Origin of the sequence: Kribbella sindirgiensis (assembly GCF_004331435.1) — a bacterium.
In the GTDB taxonomy this organism is placed as follows: domain Bacteria; phylum Actinomycetota; class Actinomycetes; order Propionibacteriales; family Kribbellaceae; genus Kribbella; species Kribbella sindirgiensis.
Window position 1 is genome coordinate 36,475 of sequence record NZ_SJKA01000025.1, and the last position, 20,120, is coordinate 56,594.

The 20,120-nt window shown below is 68.9% G+C and carries 15 protein-coding genes; 5 read left to right on the forward strand and 10 right to left on the reverse strand.

The window, feature by feature from the left end:
• Positions 1-2: 2 nt before the first annotated feature.
• The 7 genes from E0H50_RS39035 to E0H50_RS39065 form a co-directional block, all read right to left on the reverse strand.
• The gene (locus E0H50_RS39035) at positions 3-1,754 is read right to left on the reverse strand and encodes a gamma-glutamyltransferase family protein (protein ID WP_131296190.1); all 1,752 of its coding nucleotides are present in this window, start codon (positions 1,752-1,754) and stop codon (positions 3-5) included.
• On the reverse strand, positions 1,751-2,761 hold the full coding sequence (locus tag E0H50_RS39040) for an ABC transporter ATP-binding protein (protein WP_131296191.1): 1,011 nt from the start codon (positions 2,759-2,761) through the stop codon (positions 1,751-1,753). Before E0H50_RS39040 ends, E0H50_RS39035 begins: the two co-directional genes overlap by 4 nt.
• The gene (locus E0H50_RS39045) at positions 2,761-3,738 is read right to left on the reverse strand and encodes an ABC transporter ATP-binding protein (RefSeq protein ID WP_131296192.1); all 978 of its coding nucleotides are present in this window, start codon (positions 3,736-3,738) and stop codon (positions 2,761-2,763) included. Before E0H50_RS39045 ends, E0H50_RS39040 begins: the two co-directional genes overlap by 1 nt.
• Positions 3,735-4,622, reverse strand: a complete 888-nt coding sequence (locus tag E0H50_RS39050) for an ABC transporter permease (protein WP_131296193.1) — start codon at positions 4,620-4,622, stop codon at positions 3,735-3,737. Before E0H50_RS39050 ends, E0H50_RS39045 begins: the two co-directional genes overlap by 4 nt.
• On the reverse strand, positions 4,622-5,575 hold the full coding sequence (locus tag E0H50_RS39055; RefSeq protein ID WP_131296194.1) for an ABC transporter permease: 954 nt from the start codon (positions 5,573-5,575) through the stop codon (positions 4,622-4,624). Before E0H50_RS39055 ends, E0H50_RS39050 begins: the two co-directional genes overlap by 1 nt.
• The gene (locus E0H50_RS39060) at positions 5,572-7,257 is read right to left on the reverse strand and encodes an ABC transporter substrate-binding protein (protein ID WP_131296195.1); all 1,686 of its coding nucleotides are present in this window, start codon (positions 7,255-7,257) and stop codon (positions 5,572-5,574) included. Before E0H50_RS39060 ends, E0H50_RS39055 begins: the two co-directional genes overlap by 4 nt.
• Before the next feature lie 191 nt (positions 7,258-7,448).
• Positions 7,449-7,949 carry a GNAT family N-acetyltransferase gene (locus E0H50_RS39065; RefSeq protein ID WP_238151649.1) on the reverse strand — a complete coding sequence of 167 codons (501 nt, stop codon included), beginning with the start codon at positions 7,947-7,949 and terminating at the stop codon, positions 7,449-7,451.
• Positions 7,950-8,131: 182 nt separating this feature from the next.
• Here E0H50_RS39065 and E0H50_RS39070 point away from each other — a divergent pair, with 182 nt between their 5' ends.
• Positions 8,132-8,812, forward strand: coding sequence for a DUF4232 domain-containing protein (locus tag E0H50_RS39070; protein WP_131296197.1), 681 nt, complete (start codon positions 8,132-8,134; stop codon positions 8,810-8,812).
• 1 nt (position 8,813) lies between these two features.
• Here E0H50_RS39070 and E0H50_RS39075 read toward each other — a convergent pair whose 3' ends face one another.
• Genes E0H50_RS39075 through E0H50_RS39085 form a run of 3 tightly spaced genes read right to left on the reverse strand, consistent with a single transcriptional unit; the run spans position 8,814 to position 14,666 of the window.
• Positions 8,814-9,974 (reverse strand): SWIM zinc finger family protein, encoded by a 1,161-nt coding sequence (locus E0H50_RS39075; protein ID WP_131296198.1) that lies wholly within the window; start codon positions 9,972-9,974, stop codon positions 8,814-8,816.
• On the reverse strand, positions 9,971-12,739 hold the full coding sequence (locus E0H50_RS39080; protein WP_238151650.1) for a DEAD/DEAH box helicase: 2,769 nt from the start codon (positions 12,737-12,739) through the stop codon (positions 9,971-9,973). Before E0H50_RS39080 ends, E0H50_RS39075 begins: the two co-directional genes overlap by 4 nt.
• A gap of 46 nt (positions 12,740-12,785) precedes the next feature.
• On the reverse strand, positions 12,786-14,666 hold the full coding sequence (locus E0H50_RS39085) for an ABC transporter ATP-binding protein (RefSeq protein WP_202868532.1): 1,881 nt from the start codon (positions 14,664-14,666) through the stop codon (positions 12,786-12,788).
• Between the two features lie 155 nt (positions 14,667-14,821).
• Between E0H50_RS39085 and E0H50_RS39090 the strand changes: the two genes are divergently transcribed.
• From E0H50_RS39090 to E0H50_RS39105, 4 genes are read left to right on the forward strand one after another with little or no spacing between them, the layout of a single operon-like run.
• Positions 14,822-15,592 (forward strand): TetR/AcrR family transcriptional regulator, encoded by a 771-nt coding sequence (locus E0H50_RS39090; RefSeq protein ID WP_131296200.1) that lies wholly within the window; start codon positions 14,822-14,824, stop codon positions 15,590-15,592.
• Between the two features lie 42 nt (positions 15,593-15,634).
• Positions 15,635-16,306 carry a TetR/AcrR family transcriptional regulator gene (locus tag E0H50_RS39095; RefSeq protein WP_238151651.1) on the forward strand — a complete coding sequence of 224 codons (672 nt, stop codon included), beginning with the start codon at positions 15,635-15,637 and terminating at the stop codon, positions 16,304-16,306.
• Positions 16,306-18,039 (forward strand): ABC transporter ATP-binding protein, encoded by a 1,734-nt coding sequence (locus E0H50_RS39100; protein WP_131296201.1) that lies wholly within the window; start codon positions 16,306-16,308, stop codon positions 18,037-18,039. The genes E0H50_RS39095 and E0H50_RS39100 overlap by 1 nt, the downstream gene beginning before the upstream one ends.
• On the forward strand, positions 18,036-20,087 hold the full coding sequence (locus E0H50_RS39105) for an ABC transporter ATP-binding protein (RefSeq protein WP_131296202.1): 2,052 nt from the start codon (positions 18,036-18,038) through the stop codon (positions 20,085-20,087). The genes E0H50_RS39100 and E0H50_RS39105 overlap by 4 nt, the downstream gene beginning before the upstream one ends.
• Positions 20,088-20,120: the final 33 nt, after the last annotated feature.

Genomic DNA, 20,120 nt, shown 5'->3' on the forward strand with positions numbered 1-20,120 from the left:
CGTCAGCGGCCTACTGCGTAGCCCTGCATGCCGCGTGGGTTGGCTGCGGCCGCGAGTACGCCGTCGGCTTCCTTCCGGACCGCGCACAGCCGGCCGAGGCTCCACGGGTCGGACTCGGTCACGACGTGCCCACGCCGTACCAGCTCGTCCATGACGACCCGGCCGACCCGGCTCTCCACCACCAGCCCACCCGGCTCGCTGGCTCGCGGGTAGAACGACGACGGGAACCCGGTGGTGTGCCAAGCAGGCGCGTCAATCGCCTCCTGCAGGTCCAACCCACCGCCGAGATGCCGCAGCAGGAACAGCAACTGCCACTGGTCCTGCTGGTCACCACCAGGCGAACCGCAGGCCATGACCGGCTGACCGTCCCGCAGCACCAGCGTCGGCGTCAGAGTCGTCCGCGGACGCTTCCCAGGCGCAAGCGACGCCGGTAGCCCCTCCTCGAGCCAGAACATCTGCGCCCGACTCCCCAGACAGAACCCAAGCTCCGGAATCGTCGGCGACGACTGCAACCAGCCGCCGCTCGGCGTCGCCGAGATCATGTTCCCCCACCGGTCGACCACATCCACGTGGCAGGTGTCCCCACGCGTCTCACCGACCGGAGAAACGGTCGGCTCACCCGTCGTCGCATCACCCGTCTCGTTGCCCGCAGCAATCGACGGCAGCCTCGGCGTACGCCCGTCCGGACTACCCGGCCGCAACTCCAGCGACGCCTCCGAACCGATCAGCTTCGCCCGCTCAGCGGCATACCCAGGAGACAGGAGCGTGTCGAGCGGTACGTCGGCGCCGTCGCCGTACCACGCCTCCCGGTCCGCGTACGACAGCTTCATGACCTCGACCGTCGCGTGCACGCCCTCGGCGGTATCGAGGTCGACGTCACCGAGCTCCGCGAGTACCGCGAGTGACTGCAGCAGACCAGGGCCCTGGCCCCACGGACCGGTCTTGGCGACCGTGTAGCCGTTCCAGTCGTACGTCGCCGGGTCTTCCCACGTCGCCTCGAACGCCGCCAGATCGTCGCCGGTGATCAAACCGGCGTGATCCGACCCGCTGGAGTCGCGATGCGGCAGCCGCGAGAACGTGTCGATCGCCTCCGCGACGAACCCTTCCCGCCACACCTTCCGCGCCTGCTCGATCTGCGCCTGCCGGTCCGCTCCGACGGCCTCTCGCACCAGCTTCTCGAGTGTCGCGGCGTACGCCTCGTTGCTGAACCGGCCCGTCACCGGACGGCCGTCCTTGAGCCAGAGCGCTGCGGACGTCGGCCAGTGCTCCTCGAAGAGCTGCTGCACGGTGCCGATGGTGTCGGCGATCCTCGGCACCAGCGGATGCCCGTTGCGGGCGTAGTCGATCGCGGGCTCGAGTACGACGCTCAACGGCAGGGTGCCGTGGTCGCGCAACAGGAGCAGCCAGGCGTCGACCGCGCCGGGAACCGTGGCCGCGAGCGGACCGGAACCGGGCACCAACGTCAGACCGAGTGACCGGTAGTGCTCGATGGTCGCACCGGCCGGCGCGACGCCCTGACCGCAGAGGACCCGCGGCGCCGGGTCGTCGGCGGTCGCGATGATCGCCGGCACCTCCCCGCCCGGACCGTTGAGGTGCGGCTCGACCACGTGCAGCACGAACCCGGCGGCGGCGCCCGCGTCGAACGCGTTGCCGCCCAGCTCGAGGATCCGCATGGCCGACTGCGACGCCAGCCAGTGCGTGGACGAAACCATCCCGAACGTGCCACGGAGGGTAGGACGAGTGGTGAAGCTCATGGGGCCTCCCGGCCTGGACTGAGGAGCTGAGATTGCGAAGCGACCGGTCGTACGTCGGGACCGGTGCCGTCGTCGTTGACGAGGTGACACGCGACCTGATGTCCACCTTCCCCGATCGTCCGCCGTTCCGGGACGACTGTCCGGCATGTGTCCACCGCGACCGGGCATCGGGTGTGGAAACGGCAGCCGGGTGGCGGGTCGATCGCCGACGGAAGGTCGTCACCGAGCAGAACGGGCCGGCGGGCGCGCTGCTCGGCGGGATCGGGGACCGGCGCGGCGGACAGCAGCGCCTGCGTGTACGGGTGCGCCGGGCTCCCGAAGATCCTCGCGCGCGGTCCCTGCTCGACCAGCTGCCCGAGATACATCACCGCAACCTCGTCCGCGAGGTACTCGACCGCGGACAGGTCGTGCGTGATGAACAGGCAGGCGAAGCCGAGATCACGCTGGAGATCGGCGAGCAGATTGAGTACGGCGGCTTGCACCGAGACGTCCAGCGCACTGGTCGGCTCGTCCGCGACGAGCAGCCGTGGCTCGGAGATCAGCGCGCGGGCGATGCTGACGCGCTGGCGCTGACCGCCGGACAGCTCATGGGGTGCACGCTGCGCGACCTCCGGACGCAAGCCGACCCGGCGCAGTGACTCGGACACCTTGGCGGAGATGTCCTTGCGCCGCATGAGCCGCAGCGGTTCGCCGACGATGTCGCCGACGGACAGTCGCGGGTCGAGCGAGCCGGCCGGGTCCTGGAACACGATGGACACGTCGCGGCGGTGCGGCCGGAGCCGGCGCCGGTTCAGGTGGGTGATGTCGGCGCCCGCGAGCCGGACGGTTCCGCCGGTCGGTTCGAGCAGCCGGACGATGCAGCGGCCGACGGTCGACTTCCCGGAGCCGCTCTCGCCGACGAGTGCGACGACGGAGCCCTGCCGGATCCGCAGCGTGACACCGTCGACCGCCCGCACGGGGCCGAAGTGCATGACGAGGTCCTCGACCTCCAACGCGAGGGAATCCATCAGACCTCCACGGGTTCGCGGACCGGGTTCCAGCACGCGACGCGATGCGGGCGGTCGGTGAGTTGCGGCTGGGACGACGTACAGGTGTCGAGGGCGCGTGGGCAGCGGTCGGCGAACGTGCACGCGTCGGGTTGCTCGGTGAGCACCGGGACGAGGCCGGGAATCTCGTTCAGGCGCTGGGCGTCGGCGTGCCGTCCGGCGGCGGGGGAGGCCCTGAGCAGACCGACCGTGTACGGGTGCTCCGGGTGTGCGAACAGGTCGTGTACGTCGGCGGTCTCCACGACGCGTCCGGCGTACATCACCGCGACGCGGTCGGCGAGATCGGCGACCACTCCGAGGTCGTGCGTGATCAGCACGATGCTGGTCCCGAGGCGCTCGCGCAGACCACGCAGTACGTCGAGGATTCCGGCCTGGATCGTGACGTCGAGGGCCGTGGTCGGCTCGTCGGCGATCAGCACCTTCGGGTCGCAGGCGACCGCCATCGCGATCATCACGCGCTGCCGCATGCCGCCGGACAGCTGGTGCGGATAGTCCCCGACGCGGCGCTCGGCGGACGGGATGCCGACGAGCTTGAGCAGTTCGATCGCGCGGGCGTGCGCCGCCTGGCGGTTGAGGCCGATATGCGTCCGCAGGACCTCGATGATCTGGTGGCCGACGGTGAAGACCGGGTTCAGTGAGGTCATCGGCTCCTGGAAGATGTACGCGACCTCGCGGCCGCGGATCGAGCGGAGCGTTCGCTTGTCGGCGCCGATCAGCTCGGTCCCGTCGAGCTCGACCGAGCCGTCGACGGTCGCCGTCCGGGGGAGAAGGCCGGCGATGCTCATCGCGGTGACGCTCTTGCCGCAGCCGGACTCACCGACCACGGCCAGGACCTCGCCGTCCCCGACGTCGAAGCTGACCCGGTCGACCGCCGACAACGGCCCGTCTTCGGTACGGAAGGTGACCGAGAGATCTTTGACTGCCAGTACAGGTTTCATCGGCGGCTCGCCTTCGGGTCGAGGGCGTCGCGGAGGCTGTCGCCGACGATGTTGAACGCCAGCGTGAGCAGCATGATCGCGACACCCGGCATCACCGCGGCCCACGGCGCCCGGGACGCGAACTGCTGCGCGTCGGCGAGCATCGTGCCGAGGCTCGGGGCGGGTGGCTGGATGCCGAGGCCGAGGAACGACAGCACGGCCTCGCCGAGGATCGCCGCCGGGATGCCGACGGTGGCCTGGACGATGATCGCGGAGCCGGCGTTCGGGAAGATGTGCCGGCCCAGCACCCAGGCGTCGCTCGCGCCCTCGACGATCGCCGCGGCGACGAAGTCGAGCGACTTGATCCGCAGCGTCTCCGACCGGACGATCCGGATCATGCCGGGGATCTGCGCGATCCCGATCGCGATCGCCGCGTTGCCGAGGCTCGCGCCGCGGATCGCGGCGAGCCCGACCGCGAGGATCAGGAACGGGAACGCGAGCACCAGGTCGGTGAGCCGGGAGATCAGCGCGTCGACGGTTCGGAAGTACCCGGCGATCAGCCCGAGCGGTACGCCGACCACCAGCGAGAACGCGACCGCCAGGACACCGACGTGCAGCGACGCGCGCAGTCCGAACATGATCCGCGAGAGCACGTCGCGGCCGAGGTCGTCGGTGCCAAGCAGGTACCCGGCGGTGCCCGGGGGAGCGAATGCACGGTCGAGGTGGGTCTGGGTGGGCTCGTGCGGCGCCAGCCAGTTGGCGAAGACCGCGAGGATCACCGCGATCGCCAGCACTGCGAGCCCGGTCAGAGCGAGCGGGTTGTGCAGGATCCGGCGTACCACTCGGCGGCGGTTGCTGCGGAGCGGCGCCGCCGTCAAAGCATCAGTGACATCAGCGACTGCCATCACGCTTCACCTCGCACGCGGATCCGCGGATCGATGACGGAGTACAGCAGGTCGACCAGCAGATTGATGACGATGTACGACGTCGCGGTCACCAGCACGACCGCCTGGATCACGGGATAGTCGCGCTGGAAGACCGCGTCGACGGTCAGCTTGCCGAATCCGGGGAGCGCGAAGATCCGCTCCGTCACGACCGCGCCGGAGATCAGCGCGCCCAGCTGGAGGCCGACGATCGTGACGACCACGATCAGGCTGTTGCGCAGGGCGTGCTTGCCGACGACCGCCTTGGGCGGAAGACCTTTGGCTTCCGCCGTCCGGATGTAGTCGGCGGACAGCGCGTCGAGCATCGAGGACCTGGTCTGGCGCATGATCACGGCGGACAGACCGGTGCCGAGGATCAGCGCCGGGAGGATCAGGTGGTGCAGGTTCGCCACCGGGTTGCTGAAGAACGGGACGAAACCCGAGGCAGGAAAGAGGCCGAGGGCAACCGACAGGTACAGGATCGCCATCAGCCCGAGCCAGAAGTGCGGCACCGACAGACCGAGCAGGGCCAGCGCGTTCGCGGCCCATTCCGCCGGGCGCCCACGACGTACGGCGGCGATGACACCGGCGCCGACCCCGATCACGCTCGCGATCAGGATCGCCAGGACCGACAGCTCGATCGTCACCGGCAGCGCGCTCAGGATCATCGACCGCACCGGCGTACCGGTCCGGATCGACTGCCCGAGATCACCGCGCGCCGCGTGGCTCACGAACTGCCAGAACTGCACGAGCCACGACTGGTCGAGCCCGTACTGCTGCCGGATCGCCCGCAGCGACTCCGGATCGCGGTCCTCACCCGCCAGCGCCAGCGCCGGATCCCCCGGCAACGCCCGCACCCCGGCGAACACCACGATCGTCGCGAGCACGAGCGTCACCGCAGACTGCCACAAACGATTGAGGAGATACCTTCTCACTTCGCAAATCCCGCGAAGGCCGTGCGGATCACGCCGTCGGGGTAGACCTGGATGCCCAGGAGCTTCTTCGAGACGCCGGTCAGGTTGCGCTGGCGGTACATGTAGATGATGGGGTCGTCCTGCTGCAGCAACGTGGTGACCTCGCCGTACAGCTTCACGCGCTGGGCCTGGTCGGTGGACTGGCGCGCGTCGGTCAGCAGCTTGTCGAGGGCCGGGTTGCTGTAGCCGGAGACGTTCTGGCTGCCGGTCGTGCCGACGAAGTTGTAGATGTTCGCGTCCGGGTCGACCCGCCCGGACCAGCCGAGCTGCAACAGCTGGAAGTCACCACGGTCCTGCTGGTCCAGCAGAGCGGCGTACTCGACCGGCTTGATGACCAGATCGAACCCGGCGTCCTTCACCATTCCCTGCAGCGCCTGTGCGAGGCGCAGACTGTCCGGGTTGTTCGACGTGATCATCTCGACCTTGTACGGCGTACTCACGCCGGCGTCCGCCAGCAACTGCTTGGCCTTCGCGGGATCGTGCGCCGGGCACACCTGCGCCGCGTCGGAGGTGAACTCGCTCTTCGGCGAGATCGGCGAACAGGCGACCGTGTTGAGCCCGTTGAAGATCGACTTCACCAGCGCTTCCCGGTCGATCGCCAGCGCCAGCGCCTGGCGGACCTTCGGGTCCTTCGCGATCGGGGTGTCGAGCTGCTTCTGCGGGTTGCCGATGCCGTTGGCGTTCCCGATGTTGATGGTCAGGCCCTGGTAGCCCAGCGACTGCGACTGCAGCACGCTGACAGTGTCGTCCTTCTGCAGCGTCGGGGCGTCCTGCGACGACAGCGAGTCCGCGACCTGCGCGTCCCCGGACTTCAGGTTCGCGGAGCGGATGCTGGAGTCGGTGATGATCCGGTACTCGATCGCGTCCAGGTGCACCTTGGCGGCGTCGTAGTACTGCGGGTCCTTGACGACCTTGATCGAGTTCTGGGCGACCCGGCTGGCGAACTTGAACGGGCCGACGCAGACCGGCGCGGTGGAGAAGTTCGCGCCGAGCTTGGCGACCGCGGCCGGGCTGAGCACCATCCCGGCCCGGTCGGCCAGCGCGGCGGCCAGCGGGGCGAACGGCTTCGAGAGCTTGATGACCACGGTCTTCGGGTCCGGCGTCTCGATCGCGGTGACCGGGCCGAGCTCGCTCTTGCGCGCCGAGCCGGCCAGCGTGAGATCGCGGTTCAGCGAGATCTTGACCGCGTTGGAGTCGAACGTGCCGCCGTCGGCGAACTTCACGCCCTCCTTCAGCGGGATCGTCAGGCTGAGCCCGTCGGACGAGACCGTCGGCAGCGCGGTCGCGAGCTGCGGGACCAGCTTGGCGTCAGGGCCGAGGTCGTAGAGCTTCTCGCACATCGTGTGGAAGACGTACCGCGAGTACAGGCTGCGCGACAGCGTCGGGTCCAGCTTGTCCGGATCGGCGGACAGGGCGACCGTCAGCGTGCCGCCCTGCTTCACCTTCGCCGCGTCGGCCGCCTCACCGAACACATCCTGCCCGCCGGCCGACTGACTGCTCGACGGATTGTCACCGCCGGCCGGCTCGACCGGCGAGCAGGCCGTCGCGACCAGGGCCGACGCAACGACGGCCGCGCCGATCCCAGCCGCGGTACGACGGCGGGTGCCGGAGATGAAACGGTTCAGTGCGAGTCGACGAGTCATCGCGGTAGCTCCTGAGTAGGCGGGTTCTTGTCGACTGTTTCATGTATACAACCGGAGTGCGCAAGTGATTCGGCGAGTTTGAGTGAACCTTTTACGACCACCCGCCGTACTCCGTGTGGGACCCCTACGGCCTGCCCGCGTGTCCTCGAGTCGTGGCAACCCTCCAGCTGAGTGGGTGGGCCGTGTGTTGGTCAGCCGGTGACTGGGTAGGTGAGGGCTCCGGCGGGGACCGCTTGGTTGCCGAGAGCAATCGCCATCAGGTTCGGGCCGTCGTACTGCGGATGGTGGATGCCGAACTCGGTCGCCTGCCGGAAGCCGAACCGCGGGTAGTACTCCGCGTGGCCGAGGACGATGGCCGCGGGCTCGGGCCGGTCACGCGCCGTCGTCAACGCGGCCCGAACCGCGGCCCCACCGGCCCCTTGCCCTTGGTACGCCGGCAGCACGGCGACCGGCCCGAGCGAAAGCACCGGTACGTCGCCGACGTGACAACGGGTGAGCAGCGTGTAGGCGATCGGCTTGCCGTCCGGCGCGGTCACCACGAACGAGAGGCCGGGGATCCAGGCGACGGGATCGGCCCGCAGATCGTCGAGGAACGTGACCTCGTACTCACGCCCGAAGGCGTCGCGGGTGATGTCGCGGAGCGGTTCGATGTCGGACGGAGTCTCGACACGGGTGTTCCAGATGATGGACAACAGAGGTCCCTTTCGGAGGTTCAGCGGATGAGTTGAATGACCGATGGCGCTACCGGGCATCCGGCAACGCGGCCTCGCGCGGTCATCAACTCACCTCCCTCTTCCTCCGAAGTCGTGACCAACTTTAGCCGACTGCACGGCGTCAATCATCCTGAATTCGTCAGCTGAACAAGGGGTCTTCAGTGAACGTGAACCGCAAGTGTGCTGGAAGTTGGAGAAGGTACGCCCTGGGGGCCGGCGCCGTCGCCGCGCTCCTGACGACCGCCGCGTGCGGGTCGGCGAACGCGGCGGACGGGGGCAAGCCCTCGGACCAGCAGAGCGCGACCACCTCGGCGAGCGTGACCACGTCGGCTCCGGTGGAGTCGACGGAACCGGCGGCCTCGACGTCGGCCGCGAAGCCGTCGACGAAGCCCACGGACGCCAGTGTCGACCTCTGCACGATGGCGGACCTGTCCTTCACCGTCACGAACTACGACGCGGTGGGCGAGGACGTTCGGCATCTGATGCTCGTGGCAACCAACACGAGCGCCAAGAAGTGCGACGTGCAGAACTACCCCGAGGTCACACTGGGCAACGCCAAAGGCCACGCCCCGGTCAAGGAGGGCATGACCGACGACGAGCCGGTCACACTGGCTCCCGGCGAGAAGGCGTACGCCGGCGTACTCGCCACCGGCGGCAAGATGGACACCTATCCGGTGACCTTCATGACCGTCGGCCTCGGCAGCCCCGGCGGTGAGGCTCCGGCGGAGAAGCCGGTCAAGGTGAAGATGCCGGTCACCTCGTTCGAGGCCGACGACGGCCAGCGCGTCACCTCCTGGGCCGGCACCGAGGGCCTCGCGATGCGTCCCGTCACCCAGTCCTGACTCACCACTCGACGACGAGCGGATCCTTGGACGGCGGACCCGCCGGACTCCAGACCTCGTCGACGAGTCGATACGGATGCCAGCGGCCGTCACGGTCCAGTCTGAGCTGGACGTCCACGCCGAGCGTCAACTGGTTCGCCGAGGCACTGATGGTCAGGTCGTCGTCCGCGGCGAGCAGCTCCGTCCGCGCTCGGTTGAGCTCGGCCGGGTCAGGGGTCCAGGTGTGCTCGAGTACGTCGAGACCGGGCGCGCCGCCGTACTGCCAGGCGTGGATGCCGGGGGCAAGGTCCCGGCCGGTCGACTCGGTCAGCGTTGTGACGAGTTGCGGGAAGTCCGTCGCGAGGCGGACGGCGTCCTGCCATTCGTCGAGCGGCCGTGGCTCGGCGGTGCCGTGGAGGAGCGCGTTCAGGATCGAGCGGGCCCGGCGGGCCGCGTCGAGCACGAGCAGTTGGAGCGCCTCCGGCCCGAGGTCGCCGGGCGGTTCGATCCCCGCCACCGCGAGCTCGTCGAGGGCAACCCGCGCCGGGAGCTCCGGCGGCTCGGGGAGCTCGCCGGGTGTGGCGGCGAGCACGTCGGCGACTGCGACCCCGGCCTCAGTGGGTTTGGCGGCCGACGCCTGCAGCTCGTCGAGCAGTGCTTCACGAGTATGGCCGCGGAGGAGCAGCAGCACGAACGGGTCGGCGTCGAGGAGCCAAGCGACCTGATAGCAGAGAGCGGCCGCGTGCTGGCAGGGGAGTTCCCAGGCGTCGCACGTACAGCTCGGGTCGAGATCGCCGATGCCCGGTAGCAGCGTGACACCGGCGTCGGACGCTGCTTCGACCAGGCTGTGCGGCATCTCGCCGTCGAGCAGCGCGGCGATGTGACCGGCACGTGCGGCGACCTGCTCGCGGAATCGGCGCCAGTCGTCATCGCTCAGTTGGTCGACGTGCACCACGGACTCGTACGTGTCCTCGGGCGAGTAGACAGTGGCCGCGATCCGTCCAGGGCTGATGGTGATCGTGCCCACCTGCCCGGAGTTCGCGTACCGGCGGCCCTTCCGTAGCTGACCGGCGTCCAGCGACGTGTCCTCCATCGCCTGCACCCAGGCCCGGGCCCACCACGAGCGGCCGCGGGTGCTGCGGTGCTGTGCCGTGAAGGCCGGGAAACCTTGCGCCTCGGTCATCGTGCACCCCCTCGCAGCTCGACCAGGTCGGCCAGTTCAGCGTCGGACAGTTCGGTCAGCGCTGCCTCACCGCCGGACAGCACGGCCTCGGCCAGCTCGCGTTTGGCGGCCAGCATGCCGGCGATCCGGTCCTCAATGGTGCCCTCGGCAATCAACCGGTGCACCTGCACCGGCCGGGTCTGCCCGATCCGGTACGCGCGGTCGGTCGCCTGGTCCTCGACCGCGGGATTCCACCAGCGGTCGAAATGCACGACGTGATCGGCGCGGGTCAGGTTCAGCCCGGTCCCGGCCGCCTTCAGCGACAGCAGGAACACCCGGACCTCGCCGGCCTGGAACCGGTCGACCATCTCCTCGCGGCGCGCGACCGGCGTGCCGCCGTGCAGGAGCTGGGTCGGGATGCCGCGGTCGGCGAGATGCCGTTCGAGCAGTCGCGCCATCGCGACGTACTGGGTGAAGACGAGCACGGCGCCGTCCTCCGCGACGATCGTCTCGAGCAGCTCGTCGAGCAGTTCGAGCTTGCCCGAACGGCCGGTCAGCCGCGCGTCGTCCGGCTCCTTCAGGTACTGCGCGGGATGGTTGCAGATCTGCTTCAGACCGGTCAGGAGTTTCACGATCAGGCCGCGGCGGGCCATCCGGTCGCTCGCCTGGACCTCGGCCATCAGCTCGCGAACCGTTGCCTCGTACAACACGACCTGCTCGCGGGTCAGCGACACCGCCTGGTCGGTCTCGGTCTTCGGCGGCAGCTCGGGCGCGATCCCCGGGTCGGACTTCTTCCGGCGGAGCAGGAACGGCTTGACGAGTTTCGCGAGCCGCGCCGCGACCTCCTCGTCCTTGTCCGCCTCGATCGGCTGCGCCCACTGGTTGCGGAACGATCCGAGCCGGCCCAGCAGCCCGGGCGTCGTCCAGTCGAGGATCGCCCACAGCTCGGACAGGTTGTTCTCCACCGGGGTGCCGGTCAGCGCCACCCGCGCCTTGGCCGGCACGGTCCGCAGCGCCTTCGCCGTACCGGACGAGGGGTTCTTCACATGCTGCGCCTCATCGGCTACCACGAGCGCCCACGGATGACCGGCCAGCCGTACGGCGTCACGCCGCAGCGTCCCGTACGTCGTCAGCACGAAACCGTCCCGCGTGTCGTCGAGCGAACGGGACGTGCCGTGGAAGCGCCGTACGGGAGTGCCGGGGGCGAAGCGCTGCACCTCCCGCTCCCAGTTCCCGAGCAGGGAGGCCGGGCAGACGACCAGCGTCGGACCGGCGGTGTCGGCGGACTGCTGGCGGTGCAGGTGGAGCGAGATGAGCGTGATCGTCTTCCCGAGGCCCATGTCGTCCGCGAGGCAGCCGCCGAGACCGAGGGATGTCATCCGGGACAGCCAGCGCAGACCGCGCAGCTGGTAGTCGCGGAGGGTCGCCTGGAGAGCGGCGGGTGCTTCGAGCGGATCGTCGGCGCGGTCCGGGTCGGCGATCTTGGCGCGGAGGTCGTCGAGCCACTTCGCCGGCGTGACGGTGACCTGGCGCCCGTCGATCTCGGTGGTGCCGGTGAGCGCGACACCCAGAGCGTCGATCGCGGTGACAGGTTTGAGGATGCGTTCACGAGCCTTGCGGGCGAGGTCGGGATCGATCAGCATCCACTGGTCGCGGAGCCGGACGACCGGTCGGGTCGCCTCCGCGAGTTGATCGAGCTCGGCCTCGGTCAGCGGGTCGTCGCCGAGGGCCACCTGCCAGCTGAAGTCGAGGGTGCGGTCGCCGCCGAAGAAGCTCGGGAGATCGCTGGGCGGCCCGTCCGTTGACGTGATGGCGGCGCGTGCGGTGAGCTCCCGTCCGAGGCTGCGCGGCCAGTGCAGGTCAATGCCCGCGGCCGCGAGCCGCTGCGCCGAGCCTGCCAGGAGCTCGGCGACTTCTTCGTCTGCGAGTTCCATGCGGTCCGGTACGGCGGAGTCGAGCAGGCGGCCGAGTGGTCGCCAGACGCGTGCTGCGCGGCGGATCGCGAGGGTGGCGTCGATGCGTGCGCGCGGGCCGAAGCCGGGGACGTCGGTGGACCAGACGTCGTCCGCGTCTCTGACCAGGGTCGGGTCCTTGAGGCTGTGCAACTGGACCATGGCGCTGAAGGCGAGCGAGTCGGCCAGCTCGATCCGGAGCGAGATCCGGACGCCGGTGTCGAGTCCGGCCGAGACCTCGTCGGCCCAGGTCCGCAGTCGGTCGGCGCGTTGCGGTGCGGCCGCGGTGAAGAGGTTGGTCTGGTGCGCCTTCGCTGCGGCGGGAGAGCGGGGCATGCCGTCGGCCACGGCATCCAGGAACTCCCGCAACAGCTCCTCGGCCACAGGTACCCGCAGGTCCGTGAGGGGGAGGGCTCGGGCTGCGGCTGGCATTGCTTCGGCGAGCTCGAGGACGCGGGTGATGTCGTCGCTGTCGAGGGGGCCGACCCGCCAGGCGTCGTGGCCCTCGGGAGTGACGCCGGGCAGGAGTTTGCCGCGGGCAACCAGTTGGAGGGCGACGAGAGAGGCGCCACCCCAGAAGGCCGCGGACGGGTGCGCCCCGGGTGCCCGGCGCATCCGTCCAAGGATCGGAACCGCCTCGGCCACCGGCAGTTCGACAGCACGTACAGCCTGCTGACGCCCACTACCGTCGATCAGGTCGAGCTCGACCTGATCGCCGACGCCGAGGGGGAGGGGGCCGCCGTCCGGGTCCCAGAACGCCACTCGACTCGTGCGTGGTGGATCGGCCGGCCGGAACACCACCGCACACCCAGCCAGCTCCTGCCCCGTGCCCACCAACCCGACGACCTCCGCCTCGCTCAGAACAACATCAACAAGAAACTCAGACCGGGACTGCTTCGGTGTCCGCCGTTCCGGGCTGGTCGAACTGGGTGCGGTGCAGCTCCTCGTACCGCCCGCCGGCGGCGAGCAGGTCCGCGTGCCGGCCGCGTTCGACGATCTGACCGTTCTCGATCACGAGGATCTGGTCGGCGGCGCGGATGGTCGACAACCGGTGCGCGATCACCACGGCCGTCCGTCCGGACAGCGCCTCGGTCAGTGCCGCCTGGACCGCGGCCTCGTTCGTCGAGTCCAGCGCGGCGGTCGCCTCGTCGAGGATCACCACCCGCGGCTGCGCGAGCAGCAACCGGGCGATCGTCAGCCGCTGCCGCTCACCACCCGACAACCGGTACCCACGCTCACCCACGACCGTGTCGAGCTGATCAGGCAGCGACCGGATCAGCTCACCCAGTCGAGCCCGCTCGAGTGCATTCCACAGGTCCTCCTCGGTCGCCTCGGGACGCGCGAGCAGCAGGTTCTCCCGGATCGAGTCGTGGAACAGGTGCCCGTCCTGTGTGACCATCCCGAGCGTGTCCCGCAACGACTCCGCGGACACATCCCGTACGTCGACGCCGGCGAGCTTCACGGCTCCCGAGTCCACGTCGTACAACCGGGGAATCAGCTGCGCGATCGTCGACTTGCCGGCGCCCGACGAGCCGACCAGCGCGACCATCTGCCCCGGCTCGGCGCGGAACGAGACGTCGTGCAGCACCTCGACGCCGCCACGCGTGTCCAGCTTCGCGACCTCTTCGAGCGACGCCAGCGAGACCTTGTCCGCCGACGGGTACGCGAAGCTGACGCCGGAGAACTCCACCGCGACCGGGCCCTCGGGCACGCGGCCCGCGTCCGGCTTGTCCTTGATCAGCGGCTCCAGGTCCAGCACCTCGAAGACGCGCTCGAAGCTCACCAACGCGGTCATCACCTCGAGCCGCGCGCTCGCGAGCGCGGTCAACGGTGAGTACAACCGGGTGAGCAGCAACGCCATCGCGACGACCGCGCCCGCGTCGAGCTGGTCACGCAACGCGTAGAACCCACCCAGGCCGTAGACGACCGCCAGTGCCAGCGCGGACACCAGCGTGAGCGAAGTGACGAAGATCCACTGCACCATCGCGGTCCGGACGCCGATGTCGCGCACGCGCCGCGCGCGCACGGCGAACTCCTGGGACTCGCGAGCCGGCCGCCCGAACAGCTTGACCAGCGTCGCCCCAGGCGCCGAGAACCGCTCGGTCATCTGGGTGCTCATGGTCGCGTTGTAGTCCGCCGCTTCCCGCTGCAGTCCGGCCAGCCTGGTCCCGATCCGGCGCGCAGGCACGACGAAGACCGGGAGGATGACCAGCGCCAGCAAGGTGATCTGCCACGACACGCCCAGCATCACCACCAGCGTCAGCACGAGCATCACGAGGTTGCTGACGACGCCGGACAGCGTGTCGCTGAACGCCCGCTGCGCGCCGATCACGTCGTTGTTCAGCCGGGAGACCAATGCGCCGGTCCGCGTGCGGGTGAAGAACGCGATCGGCATCCGCTGGATGTGGTCGAACACCGCGGTCCGCAGATCGAGGATCAGCCCCTCGCCGATGCTCGCGGACAGCCAGCGGGTGACCAGGCTCAGCCCGGCCTCCGCGACCGCGATGGCCGCGATCAGCAGCGACAGCTGCAGGACGAAGCTGAGCGCCTTGCCGCCCACGATCGCGTCGACGACCCGCCCGGCCAGCACGGGTGTGGCGACCGCGAGGACAGCACCGCCGGTGCTGAGCGCCAGGAACGAGACGAGGTACCGCCGGTGCGGCCGGGCGAAGGCGAGGATTCGTTGCAGGGTGGCTCGGGAGAAGGGTCTCTTCTCGTCTTGCGCGTGCATCGCGTGGTAGAGCGAGTTCCACGCGGTCATTTCCATACTCACGGCTGTGCTCCGCTGAATCGATCGGCTGGGACGGTCGATGATTCCGCACACCACCGACAAAACCTCACGCTAGAACCTCGACGGAACTTGAGGTCAACTGCGTACACTGTACGAAGAATAGCCGGTGAGAAGGAATCACGCACATGAAGCAGGAGCACAGCGGCAGTGGAGACCCCGCGAAGAGTCTCGAGCTGCTGTGGCGCCGCCGTCCCGCGCCGTCCCGCGGGCCGAAGCCGGCGCTGACCGTCGACGGGATCGTCGCGGCCGCCCTGCGGATCGCGGACGCCGACGGGCTGGCTGCGATGTCGATGCGCCGGGTTGCCGACGAGCTCGGCGTCGGCGCGATGACGCTGTACCGCTACTTCCCGGGCAAGGGCGAGTTGCTCGACGTCATGCTCGACACCGTGTACGGCGACTTGCCGCGCCGCGTCGTACCGGGGGACTGGCGGGCGGCGCTCGACGAGGTCGCTCGCGAGAACCGGGAGCTGTACCTGCGGCACCCGTGGCTGCTCCAGGTGGCGATCAGCCGGCCGCCGCTCGGCCCGAACGTGATGGCGAAGTACGAGTGGGAGCTGACCGCGGTCGAGGGGATCGGCCTCACCGATCTGGAGATGGACGCGACGGTCGCCCTCGTCAACGGCTACGTGCACGGCGCCGTCCGTACGGCGGTCGAGTCGCGCCAGGTGATCCAGCGGTCCGGGATGACGGACAAGGAGTGGTGGCTGGCGCACGTGCCGCACCTGGACCAGATCGGCGACCTGAAGAAGTTCCCGCTCTCGTCCCGGGTCGGAACCGCCGTCGGGAGTGAGTTCGATGCTCCTTATGATGCCGAACATGCGTTCGAGTACGGTCTGGAAAGGCTGCTGGACGGTGTGTCCGCGCTGGTCGCGAACCGGACTGCGCCAGAAGGGTGAATGCAGTTGTGAGTGAGTACTCACTCAGTTACCTTTGACGGCGTGAGCCCACGAGCGACCCCACTGCCCCCCGAGGAACGGCGCGCTGCCATCCTCGCGGCCGCGCTGCCGTTGCTGGAGGAGTTCGGCACCGAGGTCAGTACCAAGCAGATCGCCGAAGCGGCAGGGATCGCCGAGGGGACGATCTTCCGTGCGTTCGGCAGCAAGGACGCACTGGTCGAGGCCGCGATGGCGACCGCGTTCGACCCGTCGGACCTGATCCACGCCCTCGAACAGGTCGATCGCACGCTGCCGCTGCGGGAGCGGACCGTCGTCGCGGTCGAGATCAGCCAGGAGCGGTTGCGCCGGGTGTTCAAACTGCTGTTCGCGCTGCGGATCCGCCGGCCACCCGAGTTCAAGCACTCGACGCCGATGGACGAGGCGCGGCGCAAACGTCAGAACGACCTGGCCAACGCCGCATTCGCCGACTTGCTGCGACCGGACGCCGACCAGTTGCGGCTGCCACCGGAGGACGTCGTACGGATGATCGGCCTGCTCACGTTCTCGGCCACCCACCCAATGGTTTCCGGCGGCCACGTGCTGACCGCCGAGGAGATCGTCGACTTCGCCTTCGACGGACTCCGCAAGCATCGAACCGGTCAGCCACCGGCTTCCGAGGACATCGTCGGATTCGCGCTCGACGGTGCCCGCCATCACGACTCTGGGGATGATTGATGTTACTTCGCGTCTTGCGTACGCACCTGCGTCCGTACGCGGGAAACCTGCTCCTGGTGGTCGTCCTGCAACTGATCGGGACGATCGCCTCCCTCTACCTGCCCAGCCTGAACGCCGACATCATCGACAACGGCGTGGCCAAGGGCGACACCGACTACATCATGAGCACCGGCGGCTGGATGCTCGGCGTCAGCCTGGTGCAGATCGCCTGCACGATCACCGCCGTGTACTTCGGTGCGAAGACGGCTGCCCTGTTCGGACGTGACGTCCGCGCCGCCGTGTTCCACCGGGTCGGCGAGTTCTCCGCGCGGGAGGTGAACCAGTTCGGTGCGCCGACGCTGATCTCGCGCAGTACGAACGACGTCACCCAGATCCAGATGCTGGTCGTCACCACCTGCACGATGCTGGTCGCCGCGCCGATCACGATGGTCGGCGGCGTGATCATGGCGGTCCGCGAGGACGTCGGCCTGTCCTGGCTGGTGGCGGTCGCCGTACCGCTGCTGGCGCTCTGTATCGGGTTCATCGCGAGCCGGATGGTGCCGCAGTTCCGGAAGATGCAGAAGAACATCGACGGGGTGAACCGGGTGCTGCGCGAGCAGATCGCGGGCATCCGGGTGGTCCGGGCGTTCGTCCGCGAGCCGCACGAGGTCGAGCGCTTCGGCGAGGCCAACGCGAACCTGACCGACACCGCGATCCGGGCCGGCCGGCTGATGGCGCTGGTGTTCCCGACGGTGATGCTGATCCTGAACGTGTCGAGTATCGCGGTGCTGTGGTTCGGCGCCTCCCGGGTCGAGAACCAGACCATGGAGGTCGGCGCACTGACCGCGTTCCTGAGTTACCTGATCCAGATCCTGTTCTCGGTCATGATGGGCGTGTTCGTGATGATCATGGTGCCGCGCGCATCGGTCTGCGCGGACCGGATCTCCGAGGTCCTCGACACCGAGTCGTCGGTGCGGCCGCCGGTCACGCCGATCGGCAGCTTCACCGGCCGCGGCCAGCTGGTGTTCGAGCGGGCCTCGTTCAAGTACCCGGGCGCCGCCGAGCCGGTACTGCGCGACGTCAGCTTCGTCGCGTCGCCGGGTCAGACCACCGCGATCATCGGCAGCACCGGCGCCGGTAAGACCACGCTGCTCTCGCTGGTGCCGCGGTTGTTCGACGCGACCGAGGGGCGGGTGCTCGTCGACGGTATCGACGTACGGGAGATCGAGCCCGAGGCGCTGTGGGAGCGGATCGGTCTGGTGCCGCAGCGTCCGTACCTGTTCTCCGGAACGATCGCCAGCAACCTGCGGTACGGCAACCCGGACGCGACCGACGAGGAGCTCTGGGAGGCGCTGGAGATTGCCCAGGGCAAGGACTTCGTCGAGGCCATGCCGGAAGGGCTGAACGCGCCGATCGCGCAGGGCGGCACGAACGTGTCCGGCGGTCAGCGGCAGCGGCTCGCGATCGCGCGGGCGCTCGTCCGGAAGCCGGAGATCTTCTTGTTCGACGACTCGTTCTCGGCGCTCGACCTGTCGACGGACGCCCGGTTGCGGGCGGCGCTGCGGCCTGTCACCCGCGACGCCTGCGTGGTCGTCGTCGCCCAGCGGGTCTCCACGATCGTCGACGCCGACCAGATCGTCGTGATCGAGGACGGCGCGATCGTCGGCAAGGGCACCCATCAGGAGTTGCTCGACACGTGTCCGACGTACGTCGAGATCGTCGAGTCCCAGCGTTCCGCGGAGGAGGCGGCATGAGCGAGTCGGAACAGCCTGCTGCGGAAAGCAAGGGCTCGGAGAACAAGACGGTCAAGGCCACTGAGCGGCCGACCACCGGGCGTGCGTTCGGGCCGCCGGGAGGGATTCCGGGGGACAAGTCGATCGACTTCCTGCCCTCGGCGAAGCGGCTGCTCAAGCGGCTGCGTCCGCACCGGGTGCAGGTGTCGGGTGTCGTGCTGCTCGCGATCTTCAGCGTCGGCCTGTCGGTGCTCGGCCCGAAGATCCTCGGGCGCGCGACCGACATCATCTTCGCCGGTGCGATCGGCAAGAGGTTCCCGAGCGGTTTGAGCAAGGAGCAGGTCATCGAGCAGACCCGCGCGTCCGGCAACGGCCGGCTGGCGGACCTGCTGCAGGGAATCGACCTGATCCCCGGCGTCGGCATCGACTTCGATGCCCTGCGCAACGTCCTGCTGCTGGTGCTGGCGTTGTACGTCGGCGCGTTCTTCCTGTCCTGGGCACAGGGCTACATCCTGAACGGCGTCGTCCAGCGGACCATTCTGGACCTGCGGTCCGAGGTCGAGGAGAAGCTGAACAAGCTGCCGCTGAGCTACTTCGACGGCGCGCCGCGCGGTGAGCTGCTCAGCCGGGTCACCAACGACATCGACAACATCTCGACCAGCCTGCAGCAGACGCTGAGCCAGTTGCTGACGTCGCTGCTGACGGTGATCGGGGTGATCACGATGATGTTCGTGATCTCGCCGTTGCTGGCGCTGATCGCGCTCGTCACGATCCCGATCTCGATGGTGCTGACGGCGGCGATCGCGAAGCGTTCGCAGGTCCGGTTCGTCGCGCAATGGCGGCATACCGGCGCTTTGAACGGTCAGATCGAGGAGGCGTTCACCGGGCACGAACTGGTGAAGGTCTTCGGCCGGCAGAAGGAGATCGAGGCGAGCTTCGCGGAGAAGAACGAGGAGCTGTACAAGGCCGCGTTCGGGGCGCAGTTCATCTCCGGTCTGATCATGCCGCTGATGATGTTCATCGGGAACGTGAACTACGTGGTGATCGCGGTGGTGGGCGGTCTGCGGGTCGCCTCCGGCACGATGTCGCTGGGTGACGTCCAGGCGTTCATCCAGTACTCGCGGCAGTTCACCCAGCCGCTGACCCAGGTGGCCTCGATGGCGAACCTGCTGCAGTCCGGTGTTGCGTCGGCGGAGCGTGTGTTCGAGGTGCTGGACGCCAAGGAGCAGGTGCCGGACGACGCGACCCCGGAGAAGGTCACCGACTCTCGCGGGCGGGTCGAGTTCGAGCACGTCTCGTTCTCGTACGACCCGGAGAAGCCGCTGATCACCGACCTGAGCCTGGTCGCCGAACCGGGTCAGACGGTCGCGATCGTCGGCCCGACCGGCGCCGGGAAGACCACGCTGGTCAACCTGATCATGCGGTTCTACGAGCTGAACGGCGGGCGGATCACACTCGACGGCGTCGACATCACCGACCTGACCCGGCACGACCTGCGCTCGCGGATCGGCATGGTGCTGCAGGACACCTGGCTGTTCGGCGGCACGATCCGGGACAACATCCTCTACGGCAACCTGAAGGCCACCGAGGAGGACATGCTGGCGGCCGCGAAGGCGACGTACGTCGATCGCTTCGTGCACAGCCTGCCGGACGGGTACGACACGGTCATCGACGAGGAAGGCAGCAACGTCAGCGCCGGTGAGAAGCAGTTGCTCACCATCGCCCGCGCGTTCCTCGCCGACCCGCAGTTGCTGATCCTCGACGAGGCGACCAGCTCGGTCGACACCCGTACGGAGGTCCTGGTGCAGCGCGCCATGGCCGCCCTGCGCTCCGACCGCACCAGCTTCGTCATCGCCCACCGCCTGTCCACCATCCGCGATGCGGACCTCATCCTCGTCATGGAAGACGGCGCCATCGTCGAACAAGGCAACCACCGCGAACTCCTCGCAGCCGACGGCGCCTACGCCCGCCTCTACAACGCCCAGTTCAGCGGCGCAGTAGTAGACATCGACGAAGAAGCAGCCGCCCTACCAACCCCCACCCCAGCCGGCCGCCCCATAGCCCGCTGACTGGAACAGGACGGGGACACCATCGAGGTGCCC

Excerpts from the sequence above, each read along its gene's own strand:
- E0H50_RS39105 (WP_131296202.1), top strand. The coding sequence starts at position 18,036 with ATGAGCGAGTCGGAACAGCCTGCTGCGGAAAGCAAGGGCTCGGAGAAC.
- E0H50_RS39100 (WP_131296201.1), top strand. The coding sequence starts at position 16,306 with ATGTTACTTCGCGTCTTGCGTACGCACCTGCGTCCGTACGCGGGAAAC.
- E0H50_RS39050 (WP_131296193.1), bottom strand. The coding sequence starts at position 4,622 with ATGGCAGTCGCTGATGTCACTGATGCTTTGACGGCGGCGCCGCTCCGC.
- E0H50_RS39035 (WP_131296190.1), bottom strand. The coding sequence starts at position 1,754 with ATGAGCTTCACCACTCGTCCTACCCTCCGTGGCACGTTCGGGATGGTT.
- E0H50_RS39060 (WP_131296195.1), bottom strand. The coding sequence starts at position 7,257 with ATGACTCGTCGACTCGCACTGAACCGTTTCATCTCCGGCACCCGCCGT.
- E0H50_RS39090 (WP_131296200.1), top strand. The coding sequence starts at position 14,822 with ATGAAGCAGGAGCACAGCGGCAGTGGAGACCCCGCGAAGAGTCTCGAG.
- E0H50_RS39040 (WP_131296191.1), bottom strand. The coding sequence starts at position 2,761 with ATGGATTCCCTCGCGTTGGAGGTCGAGGACCTCGTCATGCACTTCGGC.
- E0H50_RS39075 (WP_131296198.1), bottom strand. The coding sequence starts at position 9,974 with ATGACCGAGGCGCAAGGTTTCCCGGCCTTCACGGCACAGCACCGCAGC.
- E0H50_RS39045 (WP_131296192.1), bottom strand. The coding sequence starts at position 3,738 with ATGAAACCTGTACTGGCAGTCAAAGATCTCTCGGTCACCTTCCGTACC.
- E0H50_RS39085 (WP_202868532.1), bottom strand. The coding sequence starts at position 14,666 with ATGACCGCGTGGAACTCGCTCTACCACGCGATGCACGCGCAAGACGAG.